This window comes from Okeania sp. SIO3I5, from assembly GCF_010672085.1.
Classification (GTDB): Bacteria; Cyanobacteriota; Cyanobacteriia; order Cyanobacteriales; family Microcoleaceae; genus Trichodesmium.
In genome coordinates, this window is the sequence record NZ_JAAHHT010000267.1 from 1 (window position 1) to 12196 (window position 12196).

9 protein-coding genes and 2 pseudogenes are annotated in these 12196 nt (G+C 32.7%); 7 read left to right on the forward strand and 4 right to left on the reverse strand.

What is annotated here, in order from left to right; genetic code table 11:
- Positions 1 to 370, reverse strand: a pseudogene (locus F6K40_RS34360) (hypothetical protein); the annotation flags it as partial.
- A 104-nt stretch (positions 371 to 474) separates the two neighbouring features.
- The gene (locus F6K40_RS34365) at positions 475 to 936 is read right to left on the reverse strand and encodes an SDR family NAD(P)-dependent oxidoreductase (protein WP_293142858.1); all 462 of its coding nucleotides are present in this window, start codon (positions 934 to 936) and stop codon (positions 475 to 477) included.
- A 151-nt stretch (positions 937 to 1087) separates the two neighbouring features.
- On the opposite strand from F6K40_RS34365, the gene F6K40_RS34370 reads away from it, so the two are divergent.
- The 5 genes and pseudogenes from F6K40_RS34370 (at position 1088) to F6K40_RS34390 (ending at position 4697) form a co-directional block, all read left to right on the forward strand.
- The gene (locus F6K40_RS34370; protein ID WP_293142861.1) at positions 1088 to 2167 is read left to right on the forward strand and encodes a type II restriction enzyme; all 1080 of its coding nucleotides are present in this window, start codon (positions 1088 to 1090) and stop codon (positions 2165 to 2167) included.
- Positions 2134 to 2658 (forward strand): annotated as a pseudogene (locus F6K40_RS34375) (DUF7226 domain-containing protein). Before F6K40_RS34370 ends, F6K40_RS34375 begins: the two are co-directional and overlap by 34 nt.
- A gap of 54 nt (positions 2659 to 2712) precedes the next feature.
- Positions 2713 to 2916 (forward strand): DUF751 family protein, encoded by a 204-nt coding sequence (locus F6K40_RS34380; protein ID WP_293142867.1) that lies wholly within the window; start codon positions 2713 to 2715, stop codon positions 2914 to 2916.
- 585 nt (positions 2917 to 3501) lie between these two features.
- Positions 3502 to 3879 carry a PadR family transcriptional regulator gene (locus tag F6K40_RS34385; protein ID WP_293142870.1) on the forward strand — a complete coding sequence of 126 codons (378 nt, stop codon included), beginning with the start codon at positions 3502 to 3504 and terminating at the stop codon, positions 3877 to 3879.
- A gap of 281 nt (positions 3880 to 4160) precedes the next feature.
- Positions 4161 to 4697 (forward strand): cofactor assembly of complex C subunit B, encoded by a 537-nt coding sequence (locus tag F6K40_RS34390; RefSeq protein ID WP_293142873.1) that lies wholly within the window; start codon positions 4161 to 4163, stop codon positions 4695 to 4697.
- 649 nt (positions 4698 to 5346) lie between these two features.
- Here the strand turns inward: F6K40_RS34390 and F6K40_RS34395 are convergent.
- Positions 5347 to 5685 (reverse strand): DUF3155 domain-containing protein, encoded by a 339-nt coding sequence (locus F6K40_RS34395; RefSeq protein ID WP_293142876.1) that lies wholly within the window; start codon positions 5683 to 5685, stop codon positions 5347 to 5349.
- A 184-nt stretch (positions 5686 to 5869) separates the two neighbouring features.
- Between F6K40_RS34395 and F6K40_RS34400 the strand changes: the two genes are divergently transcribed.
- Both F6K40_RS34400 and F6K40_RS34405 read left to right on the forward strand, forming a co-directional pair.
- A complete protein-coding gene (locus F6K40_RS34400; protein ID WP_293142879.1) occupies positions 5870 to 7291 on the forward strand; it encodes a GAF domain-containing sensor histidine kinase in 1422 nt (473 codons plus the stop codon).
- Between the two features lie 1292 nt (positions 7292 to 8583).
- A complete protein-coding gene (locus F6K40_RS34405; protein ID WP_293142882.1) occupies positions 8584 to 10113 on the forward strand; it encodes a diguanylate cyclase domain-containing protein in 1530 nt (509 codons plus the stop codon).
- A gap of 1085 nt (positions 10114 to 11198) precedes the next feature.
- On the opposite strand, the gene F6K40_RS34410 is transcribed toward F6K40_RS34405, so the two are convergent.
- Positions 11199 to 11957, reverse strand: a complete 759-nt coding sequence (locus F6K40_RS34410; protein WP_293142885.1) for a phycobilisome rod-core linker polypeptide — start codon at positions 11955 to 11957, stop codon at positions 11199 to 11201.
- Positions 11958 to 12196 lie beyond the last annotated feature (239 nt).

The window sequence follows — 12196 nt, forward strand, 5'->3', positions numbered from 1 at the left end:
GATAAAACTTTCTAGCATCTTTTAACTTTTTCTCTGATTTTTTTAACCAATCAATAGCAGATTTTAGTTTTCCTCCTAACTGCTTAATGTGATTCTGACGACACTCTTTGGCAGACTCTACCTGGCCAAAGGCAAATGCAATTACACCATTAGCGTGTCTTTTATTGATTTGATAGGCTTTTTGTACATAAGTATTCCAGGTAGACTTATTAAACCCATTACCAGACAATAAATTCTGAACCGTTTCACATACTGCCTGGCGTTGGATTGGGGAGTATGCTACCAGGAATGCCTGAAATTTGGTCATCCCTAAAGCATTTAATTCATCTAATGGTTCTGGTAATGCTTGACAATATGTTATTGTGGCCATTTATTATCACCCTAACTTTTTTGATTATAAAATTAAAAAGAACGCAAAATCACAACTTTATGTAAGAAATTGCGGGAAAACAACAAGTTTTTCCAGCTTTTTTGTTACCTAGCAAATGCCCCATAAACTAGGCAGCCATTTTTTCCAACAAACGCCTGGTCAGAAGACATAAGAACAATTGCTCCCTTTCTAGCATCTCTCATATAACCAGCAACAGCAGCAACGGAATAAAGAATACCCTTGAGGTTAATATCAATCATAAAATTAACATCCTCCTCCGATAACTCAAAAATACTGGTTGGTCGAAACACCCCTGCATTAGCAAAAAGGACGACTGGTTGACCAAACATTTCGACTGCCGAATTAACGGACTGTTCAACAGCTAACTTAGAGCTAACATCAGTCTCAAGGAAAAGAATAGAACCTGAAGAAAATTCTGATTCCAACTTTTTTCCATCTCTAATATTTAGATCAAGAAATGCTACATTGAAACCCTCCGAAGCAAATTTCCGGACTGTTGCAGCACCAATTCCAGTTGCTCCTCCAGTTACAATTGCTAGTGACATTGCCTCATCTTTCCTGATTGACCAACAAAGGTATAATAGCTTGTTATAGTGAAATTGGCAATAATTATCAATTTATTATCAAAAAGGATTCAAAAGAGGAAGAGTCTATGAAATTCTAGTCTTGAATTTTTCCGTATAAGCAAGATTAAATATGACTAAAAATGATGTTGGATGGGAAAAGCTATTTGAGAGATATAAAATATTAGAAGAAGTAAATAAAAACGGCTGTTTTAAAATAGAAGCATCTCAAATTAATCAGGAACGAGAGAGTAGACTTATGGCAAAATTTGACCATATTGTTAACTTGCCAAAAATATTTAGAGATAATAATTTATCAATCCTACCAATTTCTCGTTCTCAATATATTATCGGTCATTTTCATACACACTTACCAGTCAAGTACGATCTGGAAATTCCCACTATTTATTGGCAGTTTCCCAGAGAAATCGAAACGATAGATTACACTAATTTATATTCTGAAAGTTCTGCATTACTTTGTGCGTTTAATCTCGGTATTATTGATGACTTAGTAGAGTCAAAAACTAGATTCACTGTCTCAGGTAGAATGTCTACAGGAACCTTTGATTTCTCCATTGAAAATTGTATTAACAACCAATCATATTCAATCAATGTTATTAATTCTCAGTGTGAAATAGATGGAGGTTTTGAAACAGACGATCGTTTAATTTTAATCGAAGCTAAAAATTACAGAGTTGAGGATTTTTTAATTAGACAAATCTATTATCCCTATCGATTATGGTCAAATAAAATCACTAAAAAAGTTGTACCAGTATTAATGACTTACTCTAACGATATTTTCAGTTTTTTTATTTATGAGTTTGCAGATATATCAGACTATAACTCTATCACTTTGGTAGAACAGAAAAATTATGAAATTGCTTCAGAAGAAATACGGACAAGTGAAGTAAACTCATTACTTACTCAGATGAAAATAATTCCAGAACCTGCAAAAATTCCATTTCCACAAGCAGATAAATTTGACAGACTAATAGATTTAATCTCCCTGCTACTAGAAAATGATTTAACTCCAAATGAAATTACAGAAAATTATCAGTTTGATAAGAGGCAAACAGATTATTATACAAGTGCTGGAAAATATTTAGGATTGATAGAAAAACAAGGAAAAATTTTTACATTAACCGATGAAGCAAAATACATTTTGCGTCAACCACATCAATGGAAGAATTATTTAATGAGGAAATACAAATAATTGACATAAATTTACTACTAAATCAAATTCAAATAATTCCTGAACCTGTAAAAATTCCATTTCCACAAGCAGATAGATTTGACAGACTAATAGACTTAATCTCCCTACTATTAGAAAATGATTTAACTCCAAATGAGATTACAGAAAATTATCAGTTTGATAAAAGACAAACAAATTATTATACAAGTGCTGGAATATATTTAGGTCTTATAGAAAAACAGGGAAAAATCTTCACATTAACCGATGAAGCAAAAGATATTTTACGTCAACCACATAAATTAAAATATTTAAAGTTAATCGAAACAATTTTGGCGCACGAAGTATTTAATCAAGCATTTAAGTTATCGTTATAAATTAGGGATATTCCTTCAAAAAAGCAAATTACTCAACTTATGTGTGAAAGTAATTTAGAAATCGGAAATACAACAATAGATAGACGAGCGTCTACTGTAAAAGGATGGATATCTTGGATCTGGTCACAAATTGACTAATCAGATATTAAACTAATAATATTGTGTAGAGTTAAATTTTTATCTAACAAAATCATGCAAGAATTCTTTAACAACGTCTCCCGCTACCCACGGTACTTTATCACCATAACCCTTGGCATATTCTTCTTTCTATTCGATCAACTAAAACCACTTTTAAATAAACCTATTACGGCGATCGCTCTTATTGGCTTAATTATTGGGACATTTACTTTCCTAACTTTAACTTTACAAGCTATGTTAGGCATAAATCTAACTTAACTAATCTCAAAACATAAACATTCAGTTATTAGGTATTAGCACCCCAGCGAGAAAAATGAAATACAAATTGGTATAAGTCATATCAGTCTCTAAAATTATTCGGAAAAAAATCTATAATTTCCTTGGTAGATAACCTCCGGTTAACTGATGTGCTTTTAATCATTCTGTTAATTATCCCTCAGTATTTCAATATTGATTTAGACATCTTTTATCTGCTCAGAAGCTAATAGCTAATAACTAATGCTTGAATGCCGAGAGCATATTTTGAATTTTGAATTTTGACTTGATATCTTATACCAAATTCAAAAAGTAAGGCTACTCACTTTATCTCCTGACTACTCCAAACCTCAATTGATTTAGACATCCTTTATCTGCTCAGAAGCTAATAGCTAATAACTAATGGTTGAATGCCGAGAGCATACTTTGAATTTTGAATTTTGAATTTATATCTTAGTGTTTTGACTTGATTTTTGAATGGTGGGAACATATTTTGAATTTTGAATTTTGAATTTTGAATTTTGAAAGAGTGGTCAGTCTAATGATTAGCACGATAAATTGGAAGATAGAGTGAGTGGGTAAATTCAGATGACTTCTTTCAAGGACATTTATCAATTTTTCCAAAGTCCCCCTCCGGTTTATCTAAATAAAGAACTAGCAGTGTGCTATATCCTTTCTGTATTATTGCAAAGAGACTCTTATGGAACTGAATTGATTGGCCAACTAGAAAGGGACTATCCTATTTATCGACTTTCTGACACTGTGTTGTATAGCGCTCTGAAATTTCTAGAAGACCAAGGTACAATTATGGGCTATTGGAAAAAAGTAGAAGGAAGAGGACGCCCACGGAGAATGTATCAAATTATTCCCCAATGGCAACCTCAAGCTATAGATTTGTCAAGACTTTGGTATGAGTATACTAATCATGCTCATATTCGGCCTCAAATTCAACCATCCAGCTTTTAACATCCTCCCCGGCGGTTAGGCGCGGGAATTCCTAAAAAAGTCGCCCTATAAGGGCGAGGCACTTACCCCAATTTTTCGATAAATAGAACATTCTTAGGATATTGGTGGGGGCCACTTTGCTGCTATTTTTGGCCAAATACTGAAAAATATATTTTCAATTATTAAATATAAATAGAAATATAGGCCCTAGCTGATGTTAGTCACAAAGCAGCTAGTCTTTTTTTATCTTGTAAATTATTGTAAAAAAGAAGAGATAAAAAACAATTGAAATATATTATTGTATGAATAATACAGCTCTAATCTCATCATTTATACTGACATTTTTATCTAGCATTGGTCTAGTTTTTTTTATCAAGGCATCAGTTAAACCTCGGACTAAAAATCTGAAATTGATAGCTGAACAGGAAGCTGACTCACTTTTAAAGGAGCTAAAAGAATATTTTGGTGATCGAGCTTACCGAATTGTTGATTTTAATGCCGCTCAGAATCAACTTACATTTGAAGGAATAGTTCGTCCTAGTTGGTTCTTGGCATTTTTCTTAACAATATTAGCAGCGGGAGGTGCTTTATGTTTTGGGTTGGCTGTATCAATGTTAGTTCCTGAATTTGGTAAATACTTTATATGGCTAGTTTTGGTATCGCCTTTAGCTGGTATTTTTTATTGGCAAAAGTCTAAGCGTCCAGAACAAGTCTATCTGAAGTTGGACGGAATATTGACTGAGGGTTCAAAAACCAAAAGTTTACTTTCCATAACAGCTCATAGGGATGAATTGGCAGCTTTACAAACCGCTCTTAAGTTGACAGCATACCAAGAATAAAACTAAAAATATAAAACTTTAGGAGATTGATTAACTTTTGCCTATTTGTTAACAAAAAATAACAAAGATCGAGAGTTGACCTTTGTGTTAAAATTTCTGAAAAAGAGTTATTTTTAGGAAAAGCCAGGATAGTTATCTGTTATGAGTACCGATTGCTAAACCAAAAGGCTTGAAATACTGAAGTTAGATTTTTTTCATCTTCTTGAAAGGAGAATCGATCGACCTAATTTTTGGGTTAAGCAATTCATCTTCTTTTTCGTCAGATGCTGATAAGTAAAGCAAAAGATGAAAGGGTTGATGAAAAAAAAAATGTCGAAATTGGGAAATAATCCACGTCATTAGTAGATATTTCTATTGTGCATTGTTAAAAAATGTTATCAAAATAGTATCGGCAATTTATTTTGGTAAGGTAGAAAAAATAAAAATAACTAAGAGTTTAAGTCCATTGGCAGATGGAAGCTTAAAATCTTAGTTCCTTTAGCCTTCTAAGGCAATATCTTTGACAAATACAATGGTAAATTAAATAAGCCGGGAATGCCAATTCAGCATTACCCTCTTGCTTAATTTAATTAGGAGTTGCTACTTGTTGCTCATAACTCAAAAAAAAACATACTAGCTTACCAATCAAAAAACGTTTGATACAACGTCCTTAAACTTGAGTTAGACTTGGGGTAGAACTGAGTACCTGTTTTTTCTCAGGTGTCTTAAGTTCTATCAAAAATTTTAAGCTAGGAAACAAGAAATGATTTTCTTCAACGTACTGGGCTCCAAATAAACCTTTTTCTGCCCAGAAGTACCTATCAGTGGTATGCTCATTTCTTCTCACTAGAAGTACAGCAGGTGGGACAATACCTTGGGCATGAATAAACTTACGAGCAGCAGTGACTGGTTTATCTTCACCACTTTCAATACTGTACTGAGCCACTTGCTCAAGAATCCTGCGTCCTTCTTGTCTACGACGACTTTTGCGCTTACGTCTTCTAGCCAATTTCCTTACCTCCTGTGTTAGCCGATGGGTGTAGTTATGGCTACCAAATATGATAAGATTATATAAATTTTAGCTGAAAAACTCAAGTGTTTTTAATATTTTGATACAAAATATACACTCTGTTATCTAAAATCTAAAATAAACTGATGTCCAGTGGAAAATCCCACAAATAGCTGTCATGCTAATGCCCACCACTACAGAATTTATTGAACTTTGCAGATCCCAGCTCGCTCTTGTATCTAGTTGGGGTGCGACTTTAAGCATAGTTTACTTGACAGAGAAACTGCTAGAAGGGGGTGAAATTAAGCTAGTTCCGATTATCGCAGATCCAGAAATACCGCAAGATGGGGAAGCAACTTCGATTTTAAAAGTAACTTCAGAAATACAAACATTAGATAACCTTCCGAAATTATCAGCAGCACCCTTAACGATCGGCAAAAATTCTCCAATTTTAGAAGCAAACAACTGTACAACAGAATCAAATTCTGGATGGCAAAAAAATCATTCTTGGCAACAACGTCAAATTGTTTTACCCTTAATCCATGATGGAGTAGTTATGGGATTACTGGTAACAGCAAGAGAAGATCGATTCTGGAATCAAATAGAAAAAACTCAAATTCAACAAGTAGCTCATACTATTGCCATAGCCTGCATTTTAGATCGACATTCTCAATGGTTAAAGCAGCAATTTCAGCAACAACAAGAGTTACAATCTGAACAGTTTGATGCGATGCACAATATACTGCATCAGTTGAAAAGTCCATTAACTGCACTACGTACTTTTGGTAAGTTATTATTGAAAAGATTTTTACCAGAAGACAAAAACTGGAATATAGTTAATAGTATTTTACGGGAAAGCGATCGCCTCAAAGAATTAATCGAACAAATAGATAAAACTGTTGATGTTGGGGAAGAAATATTGAGTATTCCTGTTGAAAGTGAGTATCTTCAAAGCACAACTCAAAATGGAGATATAGAAGAAATAATTGATGCTCATCAAGAAGCTAATCAAAAATCTAAACCTCTACCACTTTTACCAGGAGCTAATTTTTTAGAGTCAGTTTCTGTACAACAAGTTTTAGAACCTTTATTAGTTTCTGCAAAAGCAATTGCCGATGAAAGTAATATAGATTTACAAGTTGATTTTCCCCATGGTTTACCAATCGTAAAAGCTAATTATAAAGCTTTACGAGAAGTCTTAAGTAATATTATTGATAATGCTTTAAAGTATACTCCAAAAGCAGGAAATATTTATATTAAATTAGCAACTTTAGCTCCAGAACTAAATCATAATAAATTAATTAATAGTGAAATAGAAGCAATGCTGGCTATAGCTATTAGCGATACAGGTTATGGCATTCCATCGGAAGATTTAGAGCATTTATTTGAACGAAACTATCGAGGAGAAAAAGCTAATACAAATATTCCAGGAACAGGATTAGGATTAGTAATTGCTCGCGATCTGATAGATGAAATGCAAGGTAAAATTCAAGTATATTCTCCTGTGGAGATTCAATGGTTACCCAGTTATTTAAAAGAGCAAGATTTAGTAATTAATCGTGGTACTACGGTTGTTATATGGTTGAAAATATTAAACCAGGAATAGCATCTTTTAATTATACATATATAGCAATTCCCAAAAAGTGTGAGATACAAACAAAATTGTAGGTTTTAGGGAACAGGAAACAGAGAGCAGGGAATAGAATAGAAATTAAAGATAGATGTACTTCATTAGACATCTCCAGAAAAGAGGGAACAGGGAACAGGGAACAGGGAACAGTTGGAAAAACTAATACTATTTCTCTATGAAGTTGCGCTTAATAAAAGATAATAGCTGTCATTCATTAATGGATAATTGATAATTGATAATTGATAATTACCTCTCTCTAAAAGGTAGAGGATTGACTAAAAGGAAAAAATAAATTTTTTCCCCTTTTAAGGGGAAGCTTTTAACCTAAATTATTTAATTAATAATTATTAATTATTAATTAGGGCTTGCTGATTAAATCTCAAAGTGTTAACAGATAAAGATTTTAGCCTTTGTAGAGCGAAAAAAAAGTGCAACTTTTTCAGCTTGAGCGACTAAAAAGTTAGGATAAAAGGCAGAATAATTGCAGAAAAATCAAGGGATAAAATATCCGACTACGTCCTCTAAATTCCCCATCCATCCTGACTCCTGACTCCTAAATCATGACTCCTACCCCTACTAAAAATACTTTTTCAGCAAATCCTAATTATTCGGCTAAACCCAGCTCTGCCTAATAATTATTAAGTGCATTGTTACAGAGAAATAGTATAAGAGCCATTATCAGTCTATGTCCTAATTAATTCTTTCTTAGCTATATATTTAATTGTCAATAATTTCAGATTTTTATCAAAATGAAAAATTTTCAAGCATCTCCTAAACCAGTAATTTATATAGTATAAAATAACTATAGCAACCTCAAGTTATTATCTATGCTGTTGAAAGATAAGGATTAAGGGATACAATTATCCTCAAACTTTGCAAGAGGTTTTTTCTTATTTATATGAAAAATAGCAGGGAATAGGGAATAGGGAATAGGGAATAGGCAACAGGGAACAGTTGGAAAAACATTTTCTAGTCTAATACCATTTTTCTATGAAGTTGCGCTTAATAAAAGATAATAGCTGTCAGTAAAACCTAGATATGCCTAATACTATTTCTCCATGAAGTTGCGCTTAATAAAAGATAACAACTATTGGTGAAATTCAGGTTTGAGTCATAATTATTAAGCGCATTGTTACAGAGAAATGGTATAATAATTATTAAGTGCATTGTTACAGAGAAATAGTATAAGAGCCATGATCAGTCTATGCCCTAATTAATTCTTTCTTAGCTATATATTTAATTGTCAATAATTTCAGATTTTTATCAAAATGAAAAATTTTCAAGCATCTCCTAAACCAGTAATTTGTATAGTAGAAAATAACTATAGCAACCTCAAGTTATTATCTATTTTATTGAGAGAGAATAACTATGAATTTGTAGTCGCTCATAGTACAGAAGCAGCTATAAATACATTACAAAATATATCGGTAGAGCTAATATTAATAAATTTGACTTTAAAAGATAAATTGCAGATTTGCCAATTTGTGCAAACTTCAGAATCAACAAAAAATATTCCGATAATTTTCATGGGAGCCAATCAAAATGATACCGATCAAGTTAGGCAACTAAATATAGAAAACTTAGATAATACTAGAATGCCTATACAAGTAGATGATGTTTTAACAAAAATTAAATGCCATCTTCAAATACATTCTTTGAAAAAACAACTACAATATCAAAATCAAAAATTACAACAAGAAATATCTTTAAGAAAAAAGGTAGAAAATGAACTCAAAGAGCAGAAATTAATGCTAGGAAGTCTAATAGAAAATTTACCAGGGATAGTTTACTATAGCAGTAATGATTGTAATTTAAACATGAACTTTGTCAGTGACAATTTTTATAGTATGACTGGTTATCAATCAGAGGAATTGATTCAAAATCAAATTATCTATAACCAATTAATTTGCCCTGAAGATAGAAAATATCTTTGGCAAAAAAGACAAAAAGCTTTAGTTAACAATCAACCATTTCAGTTAATTTATCAGATAATTACAGCCAAAAAAGAACTAAAGTGGGTTTGGGAACAAGGTAAAGGAGTTTACTGTTCAAATGGCGAAGTATTAGCAATTAAAGGTTTAATTATAGATATTACAAATCAAAAACAAGTAGAATCAGAACTAACAAAGCAAAACTTAGCCTTACAAAAAGCAGAAGCAGCTTTAATTGTTGCTAATCAGCAACTCCAAAAAGTTGCTAGACTTGATGGTTTAACAGGTATTGCTAACCGTCGTTATTTTGATGAATATTTAGAAAAAGAATGGCGTAGACTGACAAGAACAAAATTGCCTTTATCTTTAATTTTATGTGATGTAGATTATTTTAAATATTATAATGATTACTATGGTCATTTAGCAGGAGATGATTGTTTACAAAAAATTGCTCAAACTATTAAAAAAACTGTTAAACGTTCCGCAGATTTAGTAGCTCGTTATGGAGGAGAAGAGTTTGCAATAATTTTACCAAATACATCTGGTAAAAATGCAGAAAAAGTGGTAGAATTAATTCGTACAGCGATTCATAAACTACAAATTAATCATTCTACTTCTAGAGTAAGTAAATACGTTACTATGAGTATGGGAATTGCAAGTGTCACCCCTACTAAAACAGAGTCTTCACAATCTCTAATTGCTAAAGCAGACGAAGCACTTTACAATGCTAAAGAAAAGGGGCGCGATCGTATAATTTTTTTTAATCAAGATTGTAGTAAAGGTACTCAAACTTACCTTAACAATAATTTGAGCTATAGAAAATCCCATCAAAACATTACTCAAAACTTCTTACCTGCTCTGTCTTAGTCAATTTATTTATATTTAGATATTAGGAAATAGGGAGTAGGGAACAAGAGGAAAGAGCGAAAAATCTTCTCGTAAGGACAGCTATATAATTTTTATTACGGCTAATTAATGAAATATTTCTTACTTAGGTATATTACGGTTAAATTTAACATAAAATTCAGCCTCTTAATATTTACTCAATCAATCCCCTGTTATACCAAATTCATGCATAAGTAGTTACATCTTAATTGGTGATTTATTTTTGCAAAAAAAAATATGGCGTTACTGAATGATTGTATGATTTTTAGTAGGGTCGATTCGCGTAATTAGGAGCATGACAAACAGAAATAGCCCGTATAGTAGTCAATAGTCACCCATAGCTTTTTTCCTTACTATCAATCTTACTCCGATACGAATTTCATACCTTATTTCAGCAATGCCAAAAATATAAATTCCATAAATTCTAAAAATTAAATCTTTTTTCCTCTTTCTTATTGTGTTTTTCTTTCCCTGTTCCCAGTTAAGTTTGTCATAACTGTAGCAATATTTTATGAAATTGGTATTGTAAAGTTTTATTAATTTTATAGAAAAACATAGGAAAACAACTAAAAATATCTTAGACTGAGAAAGGATTGCAGAACAGCTCGTTAAATTTTTACAGGAGGGATAATACAGTTAGTAGAACGTACTATTATTAAAAAAAATCATCTGGTGTCAAATACAAAGAGTCATGTCAATGTTCGTTTAAATACCGATAAGAAAAGTAGTCCCAAACGCTTTTAGCAATGGGATAGAGAAGCCAGTGCGTTGGGCGGGTCTCCCGAAAGTCAAGCAACTGGCGTGGTGTTGTAGTTCACCCCGTTAAGGTAACACTTAATTAAAACTTTCCGCAAAAAAAATTTTTCTATAGATTTAGTAACTATTAGTATAAGTTTCTTTTAATATTTTTGCCCCAGATTTCTAGGAAATTATAAACCTCATAAAATTTGTAGGGATAGAATATTCATATCAAGAGTTTTGGCAAATTAACCAAATACTCTGCACAAATAATCCATCCCTGCAAAACTTAATTCCACTCAACAGGAATATTAAAGCAAAATCATGAATTATACCTTACGATAAGGCACCATACTTAGGTTGATACTACCTAAGTTAGGTTTTGGTGCTGCAGTCCCTTGTACACCAAGACTCCGTGCCAAATTCAAGTATAGAGAAGGATCGCCTGCCTGGGCCTGCTTTTCTTGAGGAGTAAAGCGACGTATTTGATTTTGATATATAACTTGAGGGAAACCAAGAATACTCCGATAGTAGAACTCATAACGAGGTGTCTTCAGATTAAAAGGTGTTTCTCCTCCATCACGCTGGGGTAAAACTCGACGACGCTGGTAAGGCACAGTTTCAAAACCAAAGTTGTCCAGGTATTCCTCACTATCAAGCAACTCATCAATGAAACCTTCAATACCCTTGGTTGCTATAATAATAGACCAAGCAAGCTTTTCCCTTTCACCATAAATATCACGACCTAACACCCGTTGAACACATAACTCAACAAAGCGATAATTACTATTAGTCTCGTAGTTGTTCCGACGGAATGGAGCAGAAATTACCAAACCTCGAATAAAATCTCGAACTGTAATTTGACCATCTTTTAGTTGAGACTCTAGGAAGATTTGGCGATCGCTCTTCAGAATCTGATGTTCACTATAAATTTGGCGATAAGCTGCCCAAATTAACTCATCCCACTCTGATTCAGAGGGTAAAAGTTCGGCAGAATAAATAATTGGTTGGTCGTCACCGGGGACTTCATAACCCACAACCCGTGAGTTTTGAGTTATAGGTTTGTATTCTAATAATGGAATCGCCACGTCAGAATCTCCTTAAAATTATTAAATCTGATTTATCATGTGTGGCCATAACACACAAAAGTTTACTAGGATTCAGAAAATTGTATCAATAGCCAACCTTTAGATTAAGGGATAGAGGCGATCCAAGTCTTACTTTTATTAACTTACGCAACAATCTGTAATATTTTTGATATTGCAGGGAACAGGGAACAAAGAATCAGGAACAGTTAGAAAAACATTATAGTCATAAAGAAATTTTC